Consider the following 21,703-nt stretch of genomic DNA (forward strand, 5'->3'; position numbering starts at 1 on the left):
CCGGCATAACTGAAATCCATCGCGACTGGTCGCAGGTCAAGATGGCATATTGAGGACAATTCAATGTCTGATGCATTTACACTGAACGCTGAAAAGCGTGACCTCGAAGGGAAAGGTGCGAGCCGCCGCCTTCGTCGTCTCGCCGAAAAAGTACCCGCTGTTATCTATGGCGGTAAGTCTAAGCCCCAGAGCATTCAAATCGCTCATAAAGAGTTGGTTCGCCACCTGGAAAACGAAGCCTTTTACTCACACATTATCTCGTTGGTAGTTGATGGTAAGGCAGAAGACGTGATCCTGAAGGATCTGCAACGTCACCCAGCGAAGCCGGTTGTGCTGCACGCTGATTTCCAGCGCGTTGTTCGTGGTCAGAAGATGCACGTACGCGTACCCTTGCATTTCATCAATGAAGCAACTGCCAAAGGTGTTAAGCAGGGCGGCGGTATCGTGTCGCACTTGATGACCGATTTGGAGATCAACGTATTACCTAAGGATCTGCCTGAGTTCATCGAAGTTGATGTTGCCGAGCTGGGTCTGGGTGAGAGCTTGCACATTTCCGACATCAAACTGCCAAAAGGCGTTGAGTCTATTGCCCTGTCGCATGGTGCAGATCACGATCTTCCAATTGTGAGCATCATCAAGCCACGCGGCATGGTTTCTGACGACACAGCTGCTGAAGACGACGAAGCTGCAGACGCAGAATAAGTTGTCGGCTGTTTGAAATCGGCCCCTGCACTATGAGTGATCCCGTTAAATTGATTGTTGGCCTGGGAAATCCAGGCCAAGAATACGACCGGACACGTCATAATGCCGGGGCCGATTTTGTTTTTGAGCTGGCTCGCCAGCACAGTATTACCCTCACGCCAGAAAGTAAGTTGTCCGGTTTGGCTGGGCGCATTTTCATTGGCCAGTACGATGTACGTTTACTGGTTCCCACCACATATATGAATCGCAGCGGCCAGTCTGTTGGTGCCATGGCGAATTTCTATAAGGTGTCGCCCGAACAGATATTAGTTGCGCACGATGAGTTGGATTTAGCTCCCGGCGTGGCGCGATTAAAGGTTGGCGGTGGCCACGGTGGGCACAATGGTTTGCGCGATATCATCAGTGCATTGGGTAATAATAAAAATTTTCAGCGCTTAAGAATTGGTATTGGTCATCCTGGTCAAGCGAGTCAGGTGTCTGGCTATGTTCTTAAGCGGGCTCCGCAGGCTGAGCAGCAACAAATCGACGATGCGATTTACGACAGCTTGCGCGAGATAAATTCTATTGTAAGCGGTGACTTAGAAGCGGCTATGCGTTCGCTGCACACTCGCAAATAAGACGCCCCAAGGAGTCAGTTATGGGTTTTAATTGTGGCATTGTTGGGCTTCCCAACGTGGGAAAATCCACCCTGTTTAACGCCCTGACCAAAGCGGGCATTGATGCAGAGAATTTTCCATTTTGCACTATTGAGCCAAACGCAGGTGTCGTGCCTGTGCCAGATCCGCGCCAAGACAAGTTGGCCGCCATTGTAAAACCCGAGCGCGTAGTGCCAACCACGATGGAGTTTATTGATATTGCGGGCATCGTTGCGGGCGCATCAAAGGGTGAAGGGCTGGGTAATAAATTCTTGGCAAACATCCGTGAAACGGATGCCATCGCCCACGTCGTGCGCTGCTTCGAAAACGACAATGTCATTCACGTGGCAAACAAAGTTGACCCCGCTGCAGACATCGATGTGATCAATACAGAATTGGCGCTCGCTGATTTAGACACCGTTGAGCGCGCTATTCAGCGATATGCAAAGGCGGCCAAGGGTCAGGACAAAGATGCGATCGCCAAGAAAGCGCTGTTGGAGAAAATTCTTCCGCATTTGAATGAGGCCAAACCGCTGCGTTCATTTGGTTTGGATGCCGACGAGCTAGCGCAGTTAAAAGAGCTGACGCTGCTGACCGTTAAGCCCACCATGTACATCGCCAATGTTGACGAAGATGGCTTTGAAGACAATCCGCTGCTCGATCAGGTGCGAGCTATCGCCGATGCAGAGGGTGCCGTTGTTGTGCCTATTTGCAACAAGCTCGAGTCGGAAATTGCCGAGCTAGAAGACGATGAAAAAACCGAGTTTTTGGCCGACCTAGGAATGGAAGAGCCGGGTCTTAATCGCGTGATTCGCGCGGGCTATAAATTGTTGAACTTGCACACCTATTTCACGGCTGGCGTAAAGGAAGTGCGCGCCTGGACAATTCCTGTGGGCGCCACTGCACCTCAAGCTGCAGGTGTCATTCATACGGATTTTGAAAAAGGCTTCATTCGCGCGGAAACCATCGCCTACGATGACTTTATCGAATACAACGGCGAGCAGGGCGCAAAGAGCGCCGGCAAATCACGTAAAGAAGGTAAAGACTACGTGGTAAAAGATGGGGATGTGCTGCACTTTTTGTTTAATGTTTAATGTTTAAGTGCCGCTAACTCAGCATAAAAAAAGGGACATTCAGTCCCTTTTTTTATGCTGATCAGTTTTCAGTATTTTACTGCGTCGCCTGTTGTGATGGTTGCACAAAAAGCAATGAAAGCAGAGGCAGGTTGAGCAGCAGGTAGATACCAAATAGCCAGTTGGTAAGCTGGGCCTCTGGAAATGATTGATAAAATAGTGCAAAGCCTGCGAGGGAAAGCGCAATCCGCAGCAGCTCCCAATGGCTGCTGCCGCCGTCGAGTAGATGACCGGCACTGATTAATGGCAGTGTGACAAATAACCAGCCCACCAATAGCACCCACACATTGGATTCGTTTGCGAAGGTGAAGATAAAGCTGAAGCCCAGTACGAATCCAGCCGTAAATTGGAACAATGTATAGATTTTGGTGGTGAAGGTCGCCGGCGGGTTAAATTTCTGGAAGGCGTCCAAATTCGATTTAACAATGGGTAATCGTTCTTCCATGTCAGCGGGTCGCCAACCAGTGGGCATGAACCAGATGCGCAGCTTATCCCACCAGCTTTTGCAGTAAATCGCATCGCGCAATAAGTACCACCAGACCTGCAAATTCGCTTTCAGTGGGTTCATGGTATTCAGGGGGCGGCTGACGCCGTAAATAATGGGGGTGTCGTCGCGTTCGGCCTGAAAGGTGTTAAACAATTTGTCCCACAATATCAGTACGCCGCCATAGTTCTTGTCCCAGTACAGCGGATTTTGCGCGTGGTGCACGCGATGATGAGACGGGGTAACAAAAAACCTTTCCATCCAGCCCAAGCGATCAATGTGCTGTGTGTGCACCCAAAACTGGTAGATCAAATTGAGCCCTGCACTGGCGACGATAATTTCAGCCGGCAGTCCAGTCATGTACAAAGGAATCGCAAATATCCAGTCAAACACGCCGCCACTGGTCTGCCGCAAGGCGGTAGTGAGATTGTAGTCTTCGCTTTGGTGGTGCACGACGTGCCCTGCCCAGAGGCAGTTAATTTCGTGGTTGAGTCGGTGATTCCAATAATAGGTTAGGTCGTAGCCAATGAATGCCACTAACCACGCAAACCATAAATTGTCTTGCCAAAAGGTGCCGTCGGCGGTGGGCAGCCACTCGGTGAGCAAGAAGGTGCCCAGCGCAAATATAACGAGCCGATGGGTGCGAGAGATAACGCCTAATGACATGCTCGCTATGGCGTCATTGAGTCGATAAAAGCCAGTGCCACGGCGTTTGTCCACCCAGAGCTCCCACAGGATAAGCACTAAGTATAAAGGGGCGGCGAGGACGGTGATGAGTTCAGCCATGGCGTTTTCCGTATGAAACTTACTACATAATTATATTAACGGGTCAGATACAAAAAAGGGCGCGCCATGGCGCACCCTTTTTTGGGTTTGCATGCGACAACCTAGAAGTTGTAGCGCGCCTGCACACCGTACATCAGTGGCATGCCACGGGTGGCTACAGGTGAGCCAAGGCCATCGCCGGTACCGCCGATGTCCCACAGGTACTCTTCATCCAACAAGTTGTTGGCGTAAAGGGCAACTGACCAATCGCCAGCTGAGTTTTCCAGCGTGGCGCGGGCATTGATCACTTGGAAGTCTTCAATGTCCTGACCTGCGCCTACACCTGAGTTGTTGACGCGCTCGCCGGTGTAGTTGTAATCACCGCGTAAGCGCAACACCAAATCATCGGCGAAGTGCATGCTGTACTCAGCCATTGCATTGAACTTGTTCTCTGGCATGGAGGACAGTGGCTCACCTTTCAAGGTGAAACCCGGTGCATCGCCTTCAAACTGTTCGTAGCGTGTGTACTCGGTGGTTACATAACCGTAGTTGGCACCCAACATCAAGTTTTCGGTGGCCATAAACTGCCACTCGAATTCAAAGCCTTGGCCAATGGCGTCAGCATTTTTGATGTTGTAGGTTGGGATGACGCCCGCAGGGCCAGACAGCTTCAGGATTTGCAGGTTGTCATATTCAAACTGGTAAACCGATGCGTTTAAGCGCATGCGGCCATCCATGAGTTTGGACTTAACACCCACTTCCAGGTTCAGCACATCTTCGTTTTCGAAGCTGGGGTCGTCACCAAGGCTGTTAAAGCCGCCCGCTTTGTAGCCCTTCGCGATGGAGCCAAACAGCATGACGTCGTCGGTCATGGCATAGTTCACTACCAGGCGGGGGTCTACAGAGCTCCAAGAGTCATTTTTCTTTTCTGGGTTGCCGGCGGTGCCGATTTCATCAAAGAAAATCAAACCAAAGGGAATCTGCGTAGGGATCAGTGGGCTTGAAAGCGCCAAGATATCCGTTGAAACGCTGGCGCCGCCAGTGGCGGGGCCACTCAACGTTGGAATCAAGATGGCGTTGGTGTAATTCGATTGAATTTCGAAGTCCTTGCTGTCTTTACTCCAGCGCAGACCGAAAGTGGCATCTAAGCGATCGGTAAACGAGTAGGTTACATCGCCGTAGACCGCGTAGCTGGTCAGCTCGCGGCTGTTATGCATGGCTTCTTGCCATGGGCGGCCGCCCATGCCGAGGTTGGCGCCCACGGCATTGACGATGTCGGTTGGGCCCATGCCCAGGCCGAATGGCGCTAGGCCTGCGTTAAGCTGATCCACGATACCACCGGGGCTGGTGAGGAAGCCGCCCATGCCATTGCCAACAGTAAAGACTGTGTCGTACGGCGGGGGTGGGTTGTCCACAAAGCCGGCTGGGTTTTCGATGCCCAATTTTTTGGCCGCGTCCACTAAGAAGAAGGTGTCTAGGGTCAGGGTAGTGGCATCAACCAAATAGGTTTGGTCGATTTGGTCTTTGAAGTAGCTGGCGCCCAAGAACCACTTCAGGTTTTCGTCTTCGTAGTTCAGGCGGAATTCCTGACTGAACTGAGACTGCTTCTCAATGGTGTCTGTAGTCAGGAAGAAGCGTGTTTTATCGGTGCCGTCTTCCTCTTCATTTTGATGGAACTCATAACCGCGCTTCGCCGTGATGGAGGTGAAGGTGTAGTCGTCCATCGCGTGACTGATAGTCAGGCTGGTGCCGCGAATGATGCGATCGTTGTAGCCGGCATTGTCGGTGGTGTAGTTGTCGTACAGCTCATCTTCGCTGTCGGTCAGTGTGAAGCTGGAACCGATGGGGCCATCGCTGTCGTCCTGGTTGTAGTCGGTGCGCAGGGTGATATCGGTGTTTTCGCTGGGCTGCCACAACAAGGCGGCTACCAGGCCCTGATCTTCTTCAATCCACAGGGTGTCGCCGGCAATGCCGTTGGTCGATGCATTTTTGATGATGCCGTCGCGGCTGTTCACGTAGCCGCTAACTCGCAGTGCGAGTGTGTCGGTCAGGCCAGTGTTAAAGCCCAGTGAGATTTTTTGTTTGTTGAAGTTGCCCATCTGAACATCGGCATATCCTTCAGTTTCTTGGGAGGGCGCCTTGGTGGTAATACTGATGGCGCCGGCGGCCGCGTTGCGACCAAACAGAGTACCCTGCGGGCCTTTCAGTACTTCAACGCGATCGATGTCATTGAAGTTGAATAACGCACTGCCGCCGTGACCGGTATAAACACCGTCCACATAGACCGCAACGGCTGGGTCAGAGCCTGAGCCGAAGTCGTTGGTTGAAATGCCGCGGATGCTGAAGCTGGCCTGGCTGGTATCGCCAACATTAGTTTCAACGCCGGGGATAAAAGTACCTAGATCATTGACGTTCTGTGCGCCCAAATCGCGAATGCCGTCGGCGGCAAAGGCGTTGATGGTGATAGGCACATCGTCTACGGATTCAGCGCGCTTTTGCGCAGTTACGACGATTTCTTCTAACATAAACCCTAGGTCATCATCCTGGGCCATAGTTGGCAGGGCTAGAGTTGTTAGGATGGTAGTAACGGCCAGCGACAATGCACTGGGCGCAAACTGGCTAAGCGTGCTCTTCTGGGGTGTCATAATCGGCTCTCTGATGGATTGTTATTGTTAGCGTCAGTGGCAATATCCATTGCCATCGGGACTAACATAAAGGATTACACAATTAGGTCAATGACCTTGTGAGACCCTGCAGTCACTTATTCTGCATTTTTTGCCGAAATAGGCAAATAGAAGCCTAGAAAGTTGATCTTTGGGCTGAGGGTAGTGTCCGCGTTGTCGTCTCAACACGGAGCTAATTCAATAGCCCTATCTCGTCCAGCATAGACACGGTAGGTGTCGCAGCGGCAATGACCTCAGGAGTAATAACCGTGCATGTAATTACTGGACGATGGCAGCTAGGCCTTGTGCTCGCCTTGGTAACGGCGTTGATGTGGGGGCTGCTGCCCATCGCGCTCAAGGGCGTGCTGGGGCCGATGGATGCAGTGACGATTACTTGGTTCCGCTTTTTCCTATCCACCTTACTGATTGGCACTTATATCCAATGTAGGGGCGGCTTTCCGTGGCGAAAATTATTTGATCGCACCATGGCGGGACGCTTTGTGGTGGCGATTGTCTGCTTATTGGGCAACTTCCTCCTTTACCTGCTGGGCTTAGATTACACCACCGCCTCGGCGGCGCAAGTGATGATTCAGTTGGCGCCCATGTTAATGCTCGTATTAAGTCTGTTCATATTTAATGAGCGATTTTCTTTGGGGCAAGGCTTTGGGGTTGTGTTGTTCCTATTGGGCTTGGTGCTGTTCTTTAATTTGCGCATCCCCGAAATATTGGCAGCCCAAGGTCAATACGTGTTGGGCGTGGGTTTGATTTTTCTGGCCGCCGTAGTCTGGGCCGCCTACGGCATTATCCAAAAGCAATTGCAGACGTCGCTGACCTCCATGGAGATTCTGTGGATTATCTTCGCCGTGGGCGCCGTGACCTTCGCGCCGGCGGCAGATTTTTCGAGTTTTGCCCAGTTGTCGCCATTTGCGTGGGGGTGTTTGTTGTTTTCTGGTGTCAATACGGTGATCGCCTACGGCACCTTCGCCTATGCACTGGTGCACTGGGAGGCCAGTCGCGTGAGTGCGACCATTACACTGGTGCCGGTTATCACGCTCTGTTGCGTTCAAATCTTAGATTGGATCGCGCCCGATTTTCTGGTGGCCGAGCCCATGAATTGGCTCAGCTGGTTAGGTGCTGGGCTGGTGGTACTGGGTTCCATGCTGGCTGCGTTATTAAAAGGCCGCTAAGGGCGATTTAGGCCTTGACAGGGTGGGGGTGAATTGCCAAAATTCGCGCCCTCTTTGAGTGGGCCATCTGGCTACTTAAAAAGATATGGCTAGATAGCTCAGCTGGTTAGAGCACAGCACTCATAATGCTGGGGTCGGCGGTTCAAGTCCGCCTCTAGCTACCATATTTGAAAGGGTTAGCAGGTAAGTGCCTGCTAACCCTTTTTTATTGGTGCTACCGTGGTGCTACCCGGCTTCTTCAACCCCTGTCATCTATCGCTGACACTTTCCCGATTATTAATTGGTTCGCCCCGCAAGTTCATATAACCTGTTGGACTAAGTCTGCTACATCGGAGATGTCGGGCTTGGTCGGAGGATGGTCTATGGGTGCCAAACTTGACATAAATGGAACTTTTTCTAATCTTGTTAACTCAAAGGTTAACTATCAATGTATCTTTCTGATATAGTGCCGGCCGGCAAAGCTCGGGAGTGGCGGCTGCTGGTGGAATCCGATTGCGAGGGCGAGTCTGATTTAGCGGATAGTCTTTCCCAACTAAAAGGTGGGGAGCTATCTGGATGGTTGAAGCTATTTGAGTTGGCAGCTGAAGTGGGCCCTACAGCACTTCCCGCATCGAACAGACATGAGGTCGATAAAGATAGAAAAATTTGGGAGTTTATCAAAGGGAATTATCGAGTCTTGTACTTCTATGATGAAGGGAAGCTCATTGTTTGCTCCCATATATTTAGAAAAAAATCTCAAAAAACGCCAGAGTCTGAGAAGAAAAAAGTTTGTAGGTTAAGGGATCGGTATTTCGAGGCTAAAGAAGAAGATAAATTAATCTTCGTGGAGTGATTGAATATGGCTAAATTTAAAGATTTGTATTCCAAGGTTAAGAATACAGCAGCATATAAGACTTCAGGAATTTTGATGGAAGTTGCTTATATGATACAAGCGGCCATGGATCATAAAGGCATGGCCAAGACAGAATTAGCGAATGAGCTCGGCTGTAGTAGGGCTTACCTTACTAAAGCGTTAAGGGGTGACAACAACTTTTCAATCTCTAGTCTTTCCAAAATGGCTAAAGCTTTAGATTGTGAATTGCATGTAGCTATGATTCCAAGGGTCGTTTATACCGAGGTTATTAAATCCGCGGAAAAATTTTATGCTCAAATGCAAGAAGAGAGAATTAATTCACTGCGTCATGAAGTTAAGAAAAAGGTAAAGCAAAAGGAAAAGGTGGTATCAATTCAGGAGTGGTTGAATAATGAATCCATCAATCTTGCAGCTTGAACATTATGCCTTTTTAAGTGTTGAGGTTCGCTGTAATCCAGTCGCTGAATTCGACCGAATCCCACAAGGCTATTCGATTGAAGATGTAAAGTTTACGTTAAAGCAGATTGAGCGAGATGAGGATGAGGATGGAGATACCACCATTATTCAGCTAAGGGTTCAGTCAAACCCTGAAAGCAAGGATAAGGAGGGGTCTCTATCAAATTTTTACGAAATCGATGTTGAAGCTATAGCGTATATTTCATTCAGTGATAGTGCTCCGGAAAGGTATAAGTCCGTAAAGGAAACGGCAGATAAAATTAAAGTGATAAATGGTGCTAATATTCTATATGGTGTTGTTCGAGATCGGGTCGACTCGATAACGTCCTCTATGCTTTGGGGGCGTGTAATACTGCCGTTGGCAACTTTCGATAAGGTGGAGAAGACGGTGGATACAAGCGAGTCTGACAATTAACTATATAGTATTAGATCTAGGTCTCCTGAGTGTTTATGGCGGTTGAACTCATACAGCTGATCGTTCTAATAGTTCAGCCAAGCAGACTTTGACTTGCGGCGACTGCTTTACTTATAGTTCACCAGTTGATGGGTCTAGACCGATATTCACACTTCCTGCTGCGAAGTTTAGCCAGAAATCTGGATATTTTTTCGCGCGTTCCGCGTAAAAGGGTATGTGTGAAAACCGCTCTTTACAGAATTGAGCTGCCCGCAGTAAATCCGGATGCGGCCCCACGCTGACCATCGCCTCCATGTACGCTTCGAAGTTTTCCTCCGCGCTCAAATTTTGCAGCGCTTTGAAGTGGTCGTTTTTCAAACAATTTATTTCTTCTTGAATAACTCGGTAATTGCTCGCGCCAGTTTGCGGGCTAATGGATCTGTGGCCCGTTTGGATTTGCAATCAGTCTCGGAGGCTTGTTGCGAAACTTTTCGACGGTTCAAATGAAGCCGTTCTAGCCCATAGCTTGAAGGCTCAGTAAGCACATGTGGTATTTCATATGGGGCTCTAGTTTCAAATTGAGCTGAATCTAAGCATTTCTGTACAGCAGTCTGTAAAGGCGTCGGTGAGCCCATGGAGAAATTTACTCTTTGTTAAGCTTGGTTACAGATTAGATTAGTTTCCCGATCTAATTGGCCGATTCCTCTTAAAATTCTCCGCCTGCTCAAAAATCTCCTTATACACCTCATCCCTGTCCACCGGCGGGTAGCCATGCTTGGCAAGCACCAGGATCAGGTCTACCTTGAGCTCAGCCTTAATATCGTCCCGCTGGCTCCAATCGGTGTACTTGGCCTTGTCATCTACTATGGCCTTTACCGATTTGGCGAGGCTCAGGAGTTTGTCGTCGGGGTAGGTAAAGTCATATTTCACTGCCAGGGCCTTCAGAATGTCGTAGAAGGCTTTTTCTTCCAGTTCCAGGCCGAGGTCGGCGAAGGAGGCTTTTTCGCGTTTGAGGGCGTTGAGCAGGTCGATAATCTCGTCGGAGAAGTCTTCCAGTACCTCGCTCACCAATACATTGTCTTCCTTGCGCTCGTTATAGCTTTCTACCAGCCGCTGTAATCGCTGGGCAAAGTCGGAGCCTTTGGCTTTGTTGACCTTTTTGAAGTCTTCAATGGCTTTGGCCAGCAGCTGTTGCAGGAGTTTGATTTTGGTGTTGGGCAGTTTGATCTTTTCGATTTTGGCTAAATAATCATCATCGAAAATATCCGTGGGGCCGGCTTTATCCTCACCAAGCTTGAGAATTTCCTCCACGCCATCGGCCTTCAGTGCCTCGGCAATCATTTCCCGTACGCGAGCGTTCATCTGGGCTGTGTCCGGGGCGTTGCCGCGGGTGAGCTTGAACAGGATGCTGCGCACGGCCAGGTAGAAGTGAATCTGGTCCCGCTCGGGCTCAGTCAACGCCTCAGACCCGCAGCAAATGTCGTAGGCGGCTTTCAGGCGCTTTACCAAGGCCATGAAGCGCTTTTCGGTCTTGTCGGTGGTCTGAGCGTACTCCGCCGCGTTATTGAGGCAATTGAGCTGTGCCAGGGGCTCGCCGGTATAGTAGGGGCGGGCGTCGAATTTGTAGAACAGCTTGTTGAGCAGATCCAGATGGTCTTTCACCACAATCACGGATTGGGCGATCTCTTCAATGTTCTGCTGGTCGGCCTTGTTATAGTGGGCCAAGGCCAAGTTCATCTGCTTTTTAATGCCGATGTAATCCACCACTAGCCCTTTGTCTTTGCCGGCGAACTTCCGGTTCACACGGGAAATGGTCTGGATCAGGTTGTGGCGCTGAATGGGTTTATCGATGTAGAGGGTATCCAGAAAGGGCACATCAAAGCCGGTGAGCCACATGTCCACCACAATGGCGATTTTGAAGTTGGATTTCGGATTTTTAAATTGCCGGTCCAGCTCTTTGCGGTAATCCTGAGTGCCGAGCATGTCGTACAGGGCTTTGGGGTCATCCTTGCCGCGGGTCATGATCATTTTGATCCGCTCAATAGGCTTGATCTCCCGCGCTTCCGCTTCTGTCAGGGTGACGCCTTCCTCGGCGGCGCGTATCTCGTTCCACTCGGGCCTGAGTGCTACCACCTCCTGCCAGAACGCATAGGCAATGGGGCGGCTGCTACACACAAACATGGCCTTGCCCTTCACGGTGGCCCCTTCACTCAGCCGGCGTTCGTAATGGGTAACAAAATCCTCTGCTAAATCTCTTATTCGTTTAGAATCGCCGAGAATGGTGCCCATGTTGGCGCTGGCCTTTTTGCTTTCTTCAATCTGGTGCTCGTTGGCGCCGTCCTCCGCGCACTGGGCGTAGTAGGCTTCAATTTCCTGGAGCTTATCGTTGTCCAGAATAATCTTGGCGGCACGGCCCTCGTACACAATGCGCACTGTAATGTCGTCTTTGACAGATTCGGTCATGGTATAGCTGTCTACCACCGGGCCGAATACATCCAGGGTGGCGTCGATGGGGGTGCCGGTAAAGCCCACGTAGGTGGCATTGGGCAGTGAGTCGTGAAGGTGCTTGGCAAAACCAAAGGTGCGCACCACGCCCTTTTCTGTCACGCGCACTTTTTGGTCTAAGTTAGTTTGGCTGCGGTGGGCTTCATCGCTGATGCAAATTACATTGGTGCGATTGGTAAGCAGCTCCGTATCTTCGGTGAATTTGTGAATCGTGGTTAAAAATACGCCGCCGGATTGTCGCCCCTTTAGCAGCTCCCGCAACTGTGCGCGGCTCTCTACGCTCACCACTGTATTGTCGCCGATGTAATCCTTGGCATTGGTAAACTGTGAAGACAGTTGATCGTCTAAGTCGGTGCGGTCGGTAATCAAAACGATGGTGGGGCTTTCAAATGCCAGGCTCTTCATGAGCAGTCGCGTTAAAAACAGCATTGTGAAGCTCTTACCGCAGCCGGTCGCGCCAAAGTAGGTGCCACCCTTTCCGTCGCCGTAGGGCTTTTTGTGTTTTTTTATGTTTTCGAATAAGCGTGTAGCCGCATAAAACTGAGGGTAGCGGCAGACTACTTTTACACCCGCTTTAGAAACATCGGGGAAGTAGATGAAATGGCGAATCACTTCCCGCAGCCGGCCCTTATCGAAAAGGCCTTGAATCATTGTGTGGAGCGCGTTGATACCATCTTGCTCAATGGTCTCGCTGCCCGTGACCTTGCGCCAAGTGTAAAAGAAATCGTAGGGTGCGAATTGCGAGCCCATGCGGGAGTTAACACCGTCAGAAATCACGCACAGAGCGTTGTACTTCATCAGCTCCGGAATATCGCGCACATAGCGGGTAGTGAGCTGTACATAGGCATCATGAAGGGTGGCTTCGGTGCGTATCGCGCTTTTAAACTCAAACACCACCAGCGGCAGACCGTTGATGTACAGGATGGCATCGGGAATGCGCTTTTCGCTGCCTTCGATTTCAAGTTGATTAACTACCCGGTAAATGTTGCGGTCGGGCGCTATGCCACTATCGGCCACCATGGGCAGCGCCTGCTCTTGAGGTAGCTGTAGGTCGCCGTAATCCAGCAGTTGTACGTACAAGTCCTTTTTGCTGCGATCTTCACGCTTGAGTAAAAAGCCATCGGCCACTTTTTTATGGATAACTTTATTGGTGTCGTATAAATCCAGCGCCGGTAGCCGCTCAAGGCCCGTGATCACACTATCTATTTCGGCCGGTGTAATGCCTTCATGAGCATACCGCTGCGTTAGAAACGCGCGCAGGTCGCTTTTGATTAATACTTCATGGGGGGCGCGCGTTAGCTCGCTGCCGGGCGAATAGGGGAACCCCTGTCCGGCAAGGAGCGCGATAATGGCTTGTTCTAGCTTGGCTTCGTTGAATGACACGCTCAAATCCTTATGTGAGTCGCTTCGCTGGGTAGGTTATCTAATCAATCGCAAACACGTTTGTCGCGGTGCCGGCATGCTTGTCATCTACTGGCGGGCTCCCACTAAATCTTTGCTCGTTGATACTTGGACAATTGCACCATATTCCTTGGGGCTTTGTCAGCATGGGTATCCAGTAGCACCAGCATGTGCTTTCCTATCTTCTATCAAGGGAATGTAGGGGCAATGGGGGCGGGTGTAAAGCGAAGGTACCAGTTACTGGCGACGCGATCATTTTAAAGGTTAACATCGCCGATGGCCTACAACTGGACAACCACATCAAGGAGCGATTATGGCTACCCTCAAATTTGAGGCCCTCTGGGATAATTACCCTCACGACAAACCTTGTAGCAACGATTTCCAAAATCAGTGTGCGATCAAGGTTGGCGCAGCGCTGGCCAAATCTGGTGTTGATACAAAACGTTTAGTGCCAGGCAAACGCCATTGTTGGCATCACGGAGTATCGGAAGGTCATGTGCTGGCTGCTGAAGAGTTAGCTGCCGGGCTGAAAAAGGTTTCCCTGCCAGGTATTGGGCGCACCATTTCGCTTACTCCCGTGAACTATAAATCTGTTATTGCGGGGAAAACCGGTATCATCTTCTTTAAAGACTATTGGATGCGTAGCGTCGATAAAGAGGGCGCGCCCACTGGTGATCACATCGACCTTTGGAACAAGAACCGCATTACCGACTGGTCTTCCTGGCTGCGGATTCAATTTGGTGTCGTGATTCCGGATGTCTGGTCCGACTTTGAAAAGTCCAAGAAAATCCTGTTTTGGGAGGTTAAATGAAAAAGGTTGCCTATATGCTATTAGGAGCAATTATCGGGGGTGCCTTTTGTGTAAGCTTCGCTTGGTTGATCGGTCATTTTTTTGGCCCATTGTTTAACAGCGAAGAAGAGTCTACCCGCAACTTTAAGGTTTTTCTGATGGCTTTTGGCGTTAGTTTGATAGCTGGCGGTATTGCCGGCAACCGGTTGGCAGCTGCAAAAAAATCCTCCCTTTAGTCCATTAACCTTTTAACTTTTTTTGACGGTAGTCTGCTGTAATCAGTGGCGACTGTTGTCTTGTATCACATTGTTTCTTGCTATGCCCGCTTGTTGAATCGCTGCAAGCGCTTCCGAGCCTCGGAGTTCTGCTTTAAACTTCCCGGGCTAAGGTTCACATCTCCGGAGTTGGCACCTTGATGGCATCCAGTGACCAGAGCCTATAGCGACCTATGTGCAATTAATGGGCAAGTTCGTTGTTCGATAAATAACTGCTTTCTATATGGTCGGAATTGGCTTAACCCAGTGAGTATTTGCGGAGTCTGCAAACGCCACAAACCAGGTAGTGGAGTCTATTCCTCGTTTTACTCTCCACAAACTGGTTTCGGGGGCAAAGAGGCTAGTCCTTTGGCGTTCAAAAAATAGCCACTTCGATTTGCCTTGAAATAAGAAAACCTATATTTTTCAATTAGTTAGCTGGCTCCCTAAGGAAGGCTCAATTTAGCGATGAAATAGCGATTAGGCCCAGATGGGGATGTAGCGAGCGTAACGTTTAGAGTCCGGCGCGTTAGGGTCATTCTTGATTAGTGCTTGTTCAACAGCTGCGGTAATTATCTGTGAAATTTTGTTGCCGCTACCCTCAGACACACCAAATCTTTTTCGTAGTGTCTGATTGGTCATTTGTTTTCTCAAAACCCATTGCAGTACGCAGTGTTGGTAGCAGGCGCGAATGCGATCGCTTCCGTCCATATCTCTAAACTCACGAGGGCCATGTATAACCACAACGGTTCTTTTGTAACTTACAAGAAAGTCTGGTGCTGGGAGTTGAAGAAATTCTGCGGATTCTACCACTCTATCAATTCCACTGCTTTTCTCTTCGCAGATACCGAAGCGACGCATAATATCCGCAACTTTTTCGTTCCTAGATTGATAGCCATCAATGAAGCGCTCTACGGGTACAATAGGTTCGCCAGGGTTGGAAATTTCAACACGATTGCTGAAAATTTCAACAACCGGCGATGTTCCTCCTAAGTCGAGGTCTTGGTGGATTAGCGCATTGGCCAGCAGTTCTCGGATAACAACCTCAGGCACCAGCTTCACGTCCTTTCGAATGGCGTTTTCAATCACCTCATTTTGCGGAAGCTGACTCATCACGTAGCCCACTAAGCCCTTAAAACCAACCGCATAGCCTTTTTCCCCGGTGATGTCTGACTTAGTCTCTAGCTTTGATTCGCCGGCATAAACCACCACCCTAGCGGCTTTACGGCTAACTTCGCTGGAGAATTGCTTGAGGTTTTTGGCGAGCAATAGAGCGCCAATATTTAAAATTGCATAGCCGTTGCTGGTGGCTTCAATCAAATGCTCGTCCAACAGCCGAGCAATAACGCCTTCTTGTTGCGTGGGGTAGTTGAGGTTTAGTAAGTCGAAGTAGGTTTGAGTGTCCAGCAATTGCACCACTTCTTGCGCGCTCAAATCACTTTTGGCAATATTTTCTAGCCAGCTTGGTTGCCCCTCTGAAAATATCTTACGTAGCGTATCTTCGCTCATGGGCACAAGCTCTTCCCCTGCCCTCATGAGGTAGGCGCCGCCATAGTGATAAGCCGTGCCTTTTGGGCGTGAAGGAATAGTAAATATCACCACCCTGCCATCGGGATGGGCCACTTCTTCAATGTCTACACGAAAGCCGATAGCTTGGAAGATTTTTGCGGCCATGTCTGTGGGATTATTGAACGCTTGGCTGCCAACGACCTTACGTGGCAGTTTATCGGTAACGCCTAAAACCAAGTGGCCACCCGCTTCATTGGCGATGGCGACACAGTATTTGTACAACTTTTCATTGCTGTATTGTGTTTTCGCTTCTTTAAACTCAAGCCGCTGGTGCTCACTGCGCACGGTCAGCCATAAATCAATTTGTTCAACTGTAATCGCCATAAGCTATTGCTCCTTGTTGAGCCAACAATTATTTGGCTTGCCTGTGGTGATATTACAAAACCTCAGCCACTTGTTTTTCGGTGTCTGGCAGGCGCAGTTGGCCGGACAGGAGTTTGGGGAGGAGGGTGTCGCGGAGCTGTGACAAGGTTTGGCTCGCGCTATTTTTAGTCTCTATCGAATCATAGTATGTTGAGACCGTCTGAGAGTATTTGCTGACAAAGGATTGCGGTGGAATTACAACAGGCCAGCTCATTATTGCTGCTTTGTCACCGCGGGGCATTTTTGTGCCCTTAGATGTTGCTGTCATATAGTCAAAAAAAGCGTCTTGAAACAGCAAGTTGTATAGGTACTCATTCCCTTCTTCTAGCTTTGGGACAAAGCAAAGTACGTCGTTTGATCGCCCACCCTCAAATCTAGTGAGACAAATTTTCTTGAAGTAAGGCCGGATATTTGAAACTAACGTGTGGCCCTTCGCAAAGGCCGCAACAGAATCGGTGCTGGGAAGTCCGGATGCCTTAGTGACTCCAGCCTTTTCTGGGTTCATGTTTTCGGTGGAAATGTAGTTCTCAATATTGAGTTCGGCTGTCGTTCGCTTTCCAGTGCCGAAGCTAGCGAGGTCCGATAGCGTTCCTGAGCTCCACCCCTCCGGCACCCAGCCCAGGGTTTCGGATTCTACGAAACGGTTGGGGAAGAGGGCGGCGATGTGTTGGGGGAGGGGGGCTTGGGGGTTGGGTTGTTGGCGGTTTTGTTCGTGGTAGTGGGCGCGGCGTTGGGCGCGGGCCTGGAGCTCTTCGGGAATAGGGTTGCCGGCGGCCAGGGCGTTGTCGATGACCGGGTCAAAATCCACAAACCAGCTTTTAAATAACGCCTGCGCCATGGCTTCCAGGGTGGCGTTGGTTTGGCGGTTTAGTTCGATTTTTTTGTCGATTTCATCAAGAATTTTGGCTATTTTATTTTGAGTATCCAGTGGGGGTAGCTCTAGCGGAAAGTTTTTTAAGCTAGTAAAGTTAAATACAGGTTGTACCGATTTTGAATTCATTGCATGAATTAAATTTACGGTTCTCTGCCACGTGAAGTAATAATAGATAAATAAATGATTGGCCTTAGATGGATCAACTCTTAATCTCATAGTGTTTGTGGAGAGCAAATAAAACCGCTCACCTTCGCACTCAGTTAAAACACCAACTTTCCCAATTGTTCCTACTTTTGGAAAGATCAAATCCCCAGAAAAACACTGACTTCTGGGGATTGATCTGTACTTTTCTATAGTGGTATACCTTCTATCATCCCAATCAAAACTCCGGCCTTGAATATTCTTTCCTTGGACAACCAGCGCGCCACTATTCGTATAATCGCTGGTCTTTAAATTTGAACCAAATGGAGCGTCTCCCATTTCAAGCGCAATATCTTCAACCTTACACAGCTTTATAAAATCATTCTCCATAGCCCAACACCTCCAAGTTCTGGCGAATCACTTTATCTAGCGCTTCCGCTTCTTGCATTTGGGCAAACAGGGTTTGGCTGAGGTCGCGCATTTTGTCTTCAAAGGCGATGCCGTCGTCTTCAATATCGGCGGCGCCGACATAGCGGCCGGGGGTGAGTACGTAGTCATTGGCGGCAATATCCTCAAGCTTGGCTGCCTTGCAGAACCCCGGTACGTCCTCATAGTCACCGTCTTTCGCCTCTCCACGCCACGCATGGTAAGTGCGCGTAATGGTGGCAATGTCTTCCTCGGTCAGTTCCTTGTGAACCCGGCTGATCATAGAGCCCATATTGCGGGCATCAATAAACAGGGTTTCGCCCTGGCGGTTGCGGTGGTTGGATTCCGGGTGGCCGGGGATGGTTTCGGCTTTTTTGTTTTTGGTGATAAACCACAGGCACACAGGAATTTGCGTTGTGTAAAACAGCTGGCCGGGCAGGGCGATCATGCAATCGATGAGGTCGTTTTCGATGAGCTTTTTGCGGATCTCGCCTTCGCCTTTGGTGTTGGTGCTCATGGCGCCATTGGCCAGCACAAAGCCGGCCACGCCGTTGGCGGAGAGCTTGCTCACCATGTGCAAAATCCAGCCATAGTTGGCATTGCCGGTGGGCGGCACTTCGTAGCCGGCCCAGCGCGGGTCATCTAGCAGCTCATCGGGGCCGCGCCATTCCTTCAGGTTAAAGGGCGGGTTGGCCATGATGAAGTCGGCTTTTAAATCGGGGTGTTGGTCTTTAAAAAACGTATCGGCCGGCACCTCGCCCAGATTGGCGCTGATGCCGCGGATGGCCAGGTTCATTTTGGCCAGCTTGTAGGTGGTGGCGGTTTGTTCCTGGCCGTAGATGGAAATGTCTTTCTTGTTGCCCTGGTGGCTTTCCACAAATTTGACCGATTGCACAAACATGCCGCCGGAGCCGCAGCAGGGGTCGTAGATCTTGCCGTGGTAGGGCTCAATCATTTCGGCCAGCAGGTTGACCACACACTTGGGCGTATAGAACTCGCCACCGCCCTTGCCCTCGGTGGCGGCAAAGTTGCCGAGGAAGTATTCATACACCCGCCCGACCACATCCTGTTCGTTGTCTTCAATGGTGTCGATGTTGTTAATGGAATCCAGCAGCGCGGCCAGCTTGGCCACATCCAGCCCCAGGCGGGAGAAGTAGTTATCGGGCAGGGCGCCGCGCAGGGATTTGTTGTGCTTTTCCACCGTGTGGAGGGCGGTGTCGATTTTCACCGCAATGTCGTCCTGCTTGGCGTGCTTTTGAATGTGTGACCAGCGGGATTCTTCAGGCAGGTAGAAGACGTTTTGCATGGTGTAGAACTCCACCATATCCACATAGTCGGCTTGGCCCTCGGCGATGAGCTGGGCGCGGCGGGCCTCGAACTTGTCGCTGATGAACTTCAGGAAGATGAGCGAGAGCACCACATGCTTGTATTCAGAGGACTCTACCGAGCCACGCAGCTTGTCGGCGGTATCCCAGAGAGTTTGTTCAAAGCTCTTAGCTTTTTTGTTGGCGGTGGCTTTGGCTGGCTTCTTGGCCATGGAATACGGCGTCCTTCAGTTGATGGAATTTACTGGAGGGGGGATTTTGCCGGATGTGGGGGGATTTGTCTGCCCGTGGTTTGGGCTAGTGATGGCCTGCCAAAACCTCTGGCAGGCCAGTGGTGCGCTAGTTGACGTCGTAGGTGAACTCGACGGCGAAGGTTTTCTTTAGGATGTCGCTGTCTATAGGGTCAAAGTATTTTAGCTTTAGGCCCAGCTTGTCAGTTATGGCAAGTTCGGCGTTTACGTTCCACGCTTGATAGCTTTTATCGAAGGCGAGCGGGTTGCCCTCGGTATCTAAGGCATCGCTAAACAGGATGGTAGAGTCTGATAGATTTTGGTAATAGCCCGTGTATGCGCCGCTTAAGGCTAGGTGGCCGGCTATACCTTGGCTGAGTTCGTATATTGGAAAAACAAAATTAACCCCCAGCTTTAGCAGCCCACCAATAGCGTTGGCGTCTGTCCCTTTGTTGGAATCTATGTCTTCAGTTGCACGAAATCGGGTATAGCGCATAGCGCCTTGGAGTGACACGTAGCAGCCAAAGGCACTGTCAAACTTACAAAATTCACCGATTCGAAATTTTCCGATACCTGACATCGTTACGTTTAACAGGCCTTGCTCTGGGTCCAGCAGCTTTGCTTGGTTTGCATCTTCGGGATCGGCTGAGCTTGAGATCTCTGCCGAATAGATAGTTAGCGGTAGGTGCCAGCCATAGGTCTCACTAAAGCGCAGGTCGTATTGAAGTGGTGTGATGACAATGGTGTTCGAATTGCCAGCTACTCCCGCAGCTATGCCACCAAAGCCTTCGCGCCCCATTGAGCTGTAGCTAAATCTATTCCAGCAATACCATTTTTTATCGCCATCAAAGCATTTTTCTAGGCTAGCGAACAAAAATTGCAAGTCATAGGTGTCTTGTTGTTTGTTTCTGGATTCAAGAATTTCCTTATTGATGCTTAATTGGGGCTCAGTAGATGCGCCGATTACATAGGCTTTATCATTGTATGTGGGTTGCTTCACTTCTAACGCAGTATGAACTTCTAGCAGGCACTCAAAGCGATCTTTGTTATTCGTAATCTCAGAAAAAGCTTTTAAGAACTCCGCTTTGGTCGTGTTTGCTGCAATATTACATGAGGCAGAAGAGGTGACGTTAGATCTATCAGCTGCTGCAAATGGCGTATCGTTACTAACAGTAAGGCGTGTTTTGTCGGTACTTTGTAATGGACTTGTGGCTGGATTAACTGCGAGCGTGGGGGCGCCAAAAAACATGAGTGCTGCGCCAAAAAACAGAGAACTTGGTGCGATATTCTTTATTTTCATAACCTTCTCCTTGGTTGAAGTGCCAAGAATAGGTGTGTAATTCGGGGTTGGCAATATAGGTTTTATATTGGCGCGAAATACCCGTAGATTCCCGCGCCACATTCATGAGAATACGGAGGATAGCGCGGGTTTGCCGCAGGTGAGCGAAAAGGTGCCCTCTAGCGCAAGCGCCGCATTGTGCGCTTGCGTTAAGGTGTAGAGGTGGAGGGGGCGCTTTGGTGGGGCAGGTTTGGCGTGCGCGGGCGGGCTTGAATTTTACATCTGCGATGCTTAGACTGCGCTTGTCTCGTGCGGACATGGCATCCCCCACATCTTTGCCAGCGCCTTCATGGCAGCATCGTTTCAACATTATCTAAACATTCTTTTGGCCAGTTGGGTGGGGGCAGCTTGTACACTAAAGGAAATGTTTATGACCTCGCACAGCATTTTGTCCCGTATTGATTCTTCAGACTATCAAAGAAATTTGGCGGAGCTAACTAAGGTTCTTAAGCCAGTTCAGGATTTTTTGCCCCACTACTTTCGCGAAGCCACTGGCTACTCTATTTCTGGGTATGCTATCAACGCACTGTTAACCGGTGAGACTCGCAAACTCAGTCAAATAGATGTGTGGCTCCTTCATGAGCGTGTGTCAGCGTTGGGCGTTTTCGACGATGGTGGCGCGGCTGAAGGTGGTTTTTTAAAGGCCTTGGATGTTCAGGATAAGGCGGCCTGCGCTTATTGGTTTGCAAAGGCGGAGTCCAACCTTGTGCGTAGCCTGCAAATTTTCAATCGGATTGCTAAGCATGTTGATTATCCCGTTAACCCTCACATTTATGATTTTAAAAATAAAGTGGTCTATTACGGTTATTTTGAGGGTGGTGAAGAATTCGAAATTCACGAATTGGATTTCATGGAAACCATGGCCACTTCGACGATCGAAGTGAAGCGCGCTAAATGGGGTAGGTTACAACCTAAGTTAACTAAGCTGCTCAAAAAATCTGGATGCCACAGGTTGACGTGTTCAGAGCGCTTTCGGAAGAAGTTCAATACGGCTTTATTGGAAGCGTGATTGGCAGTCGCTTGCAATTCAGGAGTTGCATTGGCTTATTGCACGCGGGCATTTGACGGTGACCAGTATTACAGTTTGCAGCCAATGCTTATGGTATATATCTATAAAGGTGTCCGCCTGACGGCCTAGCGAATCTTCAAAATACGGCCCGACTGGGCCGGCTGACGGTGCAATTATTCTTTGCTTACAAATTTGTTGAGCCGTG

At 49.9% G+C, this 21,703-nt stretch carries 18 protein-coding genes and 1 tRNA gene; 11 read left to right on the forward strand and 8 right to left on the reverse strand.

All coding sequences use genetic code 11. The annotated features are described in order from the left end of the window. The first annotated feature begins 63 nt into the window (after positions 1-63). The 3 genes from FHS30_RS16520 to ychF are packed head-to-tail and all read left to right on the forward strand — an operon-like array spanning position 64 to position 2,431. Complete coding sequence (locus FHS30_RS16520; RefSeq protein ID WP_183911643.1) at positions 64-702, forward strand: 50S ribosomal protein L25/general stress protein Ctc; 639 nt, start codon at positions 64-66, stop codon at positions 700-702. 32 nt (positions 703-734) lie between these two features. After that, positions 735-1,319 (forward strand): aminoacyl-tRNA hydrolase, encoded by a 585-nt coding sequence (pth, locus tag FHS30_RS16525; protein ID WP_183911644.1) that lies wholly within the window; start codon positions 735-737, stop codon positions 1,317-1,319. Positions 1,320-1,339: 20 nt separating this feature from the next. Beyond that, on the forward strand, positions 1,340-2,431 hold the full coding sequence (gene ychF / locus FHS30_RS16530; RefSeq protein ID WP_183911645.1) for a redox-regulated ATPase YchF: 1,092 nt from the start codon (positions 1,340-1,342) through the stop codon (positions 2,429-2,431). Positions 2,432-2,507: 76 nt separating this feature from the next. Here ychF and FHS30_RS16535 read toward each other — a convergent pair whose 3' ends face one another. Together FHS30_RS16535 and FHS30_RS16540 are read right to left on the reverse strand one after the other, a co-directional pair. Further along, positions 2,508-3,740 carry a sterol desaturase family protein gene (locus FHS30_RS16535; RefSeq protein WP_183911646.1) on the reverse strand — a complete coding sequence of 411 codons (1,233 nt, stop codon included), beginning with the start codon at positions 3,738-3,740 and terminating at the stop codon, positions 2,508-2,510. Between the two features lie 101 nt (positions 3,741-3,841). Beyond that, on the reverse strand, positions 3,842-6,364 hold the full coding sequence (locus FHS30_RS16540; protein WP_183911647.1) for a TonB-dependent receptor: 2,523 nt from the start codon (positions 6,362-6,364) through the stop codon (positions 3,842-3,844). 287 nt (positions 6,365-6,651) lie between these two features. On the opposite strand from FHS30_RS16540, the gene FHS30_RS16545 reads away from it, so the two are divergent. The 5 genes from FHS30_RS16545 to FHS30_RS16565 all read left to right on the forward strand — a co-directional run bounded on the left by FHS30_RS16545 (position 6,652) and on the right by FHS30_RS16565 (position 9,293). Further along, on the forward strand, positions 6,652-7,569 hold the full coding sequence (locus tag FHS30_RS16545; RefSeq protein ID WP_183911648.1) for an EamA family transporter: 918 nt from the start codon (positions 6,652-6,654) through the stop codon (positions 7,567-7,569). An 87-nt stretch (positions 7,570-7,656) separates the two neighbouring features. Continuing rightward, positions 7,657-7,733 (forward strand) — tRNA-Met (locus FHS30_RS16550). Positions 7,734-7,996: 263 nt separating this feature from the next. Continuing rightward, positions 7,997-8,401, forward strand: coding sequence for a type II toxin-antitoxin system RelE/ParE family toxin (locus FHS30_RS16555; RefSeq protein WP_183911649.1), 405 nt, complete (start codon positions 7,997-7,999; stop codon positions 8,399-8,401). Positions 8,402-8,407: 6 nt separating this feature from the next. Continuing rightward, complete coding sequence (locus FHS30_RS16560) at positions 8,408-8,839, forward strand: helix-turn-helix domain-containing protein (RefSeq protein WP_183911650.1); 432 nt, start codon at positions 8,408-8,410, stop codon at positions 8,837-8,839. Then, entirely contained in the window at positions 8,814-9,293 is a 480-nt protein-coding gene (locus FHS30_RS16565) for a hypothetical protein (protein ID WP_183911651.1), read from the forward strand. The genes FHS30_RS16560 and FHS30_RS16565 overlap by 26 nt, the downstream gene beginning before the upstream one ends. 111 nt (positions 9,294-9,404) lie before the next feature. Here FHS30_RS16565 and FHS30_RS16570 read toward each other — a convergent pair whose 3' ends face one another. Together FHS30_RS16570 and FHS30_RS16575 are read right to left on the reverse strand one after the other, a co-directional pair. Beyond that, positions 9,405-9,650: a hypothetical protein gene (locus FHS30_RS16570; RefSeq protein WP_183911652.1), complete on the reverse strand. Its 246-nt coding sequence runs from the start codon at positions 9,648-9,650 to the stop codon at positions 9,405-9,407. Between the two features lie 297 nt (positions 9,651-9,947). Further along, positions 9,948-13,160 carry an HsdR family type I site-specific deoxyribonuclease gene (locus FHS30_RS16575; RefSeq protein WP_183911653.1) on the reverse strand — a complete coding sequence of 1,071 codons (3,213 nt, stop codon included), beginning with the start codon at positions 13,158-13,160 and terminating at the stop codon, positions 9,948-9,950. Positions 13,161-13,491: 331 nt separating this feature from the next. On the opposite strand from FHS30_RS16575, the gene FHS30_RS16580 reads away from it, so the two are divergent. Both FHS30_RS16580 and FHS30_RS16585 read left to right on the forward strand, forming a co-directional pair. Then, positions 13,492-13,989, forward strand: coding sequence for a type VI secretion system amidase effector protein Tae4 (locus FHS30_RS16580; protein ID WP_183911654.1), 498 nt, complete (start codon positions 13,492-13,494; stop codon positions 13,987-13,989). Then, positions 13,986-14,204: a hypothetical protein gene (locus FHS30_RS16585; RefSeq protein ID WP_183911655.1), complete on the forward strand. Its 219-nt coding sequence runs from the start codon at positions 13,986-13,988 to the stop codon at positions 14,202-14,204. The genes FHS30_RS16580 and FHS30_RS16585 overlap by 4 nt, the downstream gene beginning before the upstream one ends. A 498-nt stretch (positions 14,205-14,702) precedes the next feature. Here the strand turns inward: FHS30_RS16585 and FHS30_RS16590 are convergent, their stop codons facing one another. The 4 genes from FHS30_RS16590 to FHS30_RS16605 all read right to left on the reverse strand — a co-directional run bounded on the left by FHS30_RS16590 (position 14,703) and on the right by FHS30_RS16605 (position 20,504). After that, a complete protein-coding gene (locus tag FHS30_RS16590; protein WP_183911656.1) occupies positions 14,703-16,115 on the reverse strand; it encodes an ATP-binding protein in 1,413 nt (470 codons plus the stop codon). 52 nt (positions 16,116-16,167) lie between these two features. Further along, positions 16,168-17,559: a restriction endonuclease subunit S gene (locus FHS30_RS16595; RefSeq protein ID WP_183911657.1), complete on the reverse strand. Its 1,392-nt coding sequence runs from the start codon at positions 17,557-17,559 to the stop codon at positions 16,168-16,170. Then, positions 17,549-19,132: a type I restriction-modification system subunit M gene (locus FHS30_RS16600; protein ID WP_183911658.1), complete on the reverse strand. Its 1,584-nt coding sequence runs from the start codon at positions 19,130-19,132 to the stop codon at positions 17,549-17,551. The genes FHS30_RS16595 and FHS30_RS16600 overlap by 11 nt, the downstream gene beginning before the upstream one ends. A gap of 127 nt (positions 19,133-19,259) precedes the next feature. Continuing rightward, positions 19,260-20,504, reverse strand: a complete 1,245-nt coding sequence (locus FHS30_RS16605; protein WP_183911659.1) for a hypothetical protein — start codon at positions 20,502-20,504, stop codon at positions 19,260-19,262. Positions 20,505-20,778: 274 nt separating this feature from the next. Between FHS30_RS16605 and FHS30_RS16610 the strand changes: the two genes are divergently transcribed. Further along, on the forward strand, positions 20,779-21,498 hold the full coding sequence (locus FHS30_RS16610) for a hypothetical protein (RefSeq protein WP_183911660.1): 720 nt from the start codon (positions 20,779-20,781) through the stop codon (positions 21,496-21,498). Positions 21,499-21,703: the final 205 nt, after the last annotated feature.

Source organism: Simiduia aestuariiviva, from assembly GCF_014192475.1.
GTDB classification, from domain to species: Bacteria; Pseudomonadota; Gammaproteobacteria; order Pseudomonadales; family Cellvibrionaceae; genus Simiduia; species Simiduia aestuariiviva.